The organism is Vibrio sp. 03_296, from assembly GCF_002265885.1.
This window is the reverse complement of sequence record NZ_NPKW01000746.1, coordinates 1-768: the sequence shown is the minus strand read 5'-3', so window position 1 is coordinate 768 and position 768 is coordinate 1. Positions and strand designations below refer to the sequence as shown.

Sequence of the window (768 nt, the reverse complement as noted above, 5' to 3'; positions counted from 1 at the left end):
AACGATTATATTGAGTTGGCAATAGCACTATTGTTGATTCGAGTACCAGATAAGAACCAAATCTAATTTCTGAGACAACTGCACCACTTCACCGATCATCAATCAGTGCTGGGGCCTCTGCTTTCTTAGCTAAATCAGCCAGTTCCGATAATTGACCTTTAAAAACTTTCTGTGACAACTGAGTTCCGCGTTCGATAATCGCCAATCGGTGTTTTGTGCCTCTCGCGACCGTGTTTAATCAATTGCTCTTGAATGTAATTCGACTTCATCAACCCCATATAAATCACCAGTGTTGCCTGCCCCTTGCCAGAGTCGACCAATCCAATTGGTCACTTTCTGCTTTGAGATGCCCTGTAATAAACATTGCGGATTGTGCGTAATCACGATGGGTAAGCGGTATGCCCGCATACGCAGTGGCGCCCGCTGCGGCTGTAATACCTGGGACCACTTGAAAGGTAATGCCAGCATCGACTAACACTTCTAGTTCTTCGCCGCCACGGCCAAAAACAACGGATCGACCACCTTTGATGCGCACGACTTTGTAACCTTGCTTAGCTAAAGTCCACGAGGAGTTGGTTGGTTTTCTCTTGAGGTACGCTGGTGGTGACCCGCTCGCTTACCCACACACACTAAAATGGCAGTCATTTGCTACCAGAGCCATGATCTCATCAGAGACGAGGTAGTCGTACAGCACGACTTCGGCTTGCTGTAGGTAGTTGAGCGCTTTGAGCGTCAGTAGCTCCGGATCACCCGGGCCCGCACCGACTA

Annotated in this window: 1 pseudogene; it reads right to left on the bottom strand. The window is 48.7% G+C overall.

Annotated features, from left to right (window positions below):
• Positions 1-283: 283 nt before the first annotated feature.
• A pseudogene (locus CIK04_RS34435) lies at positions 284-736 on the bottom strand (uroporphyrinogen-III C-methyltransferase).
• Positions 737-768: the final 32 nt, after the last annotated feature.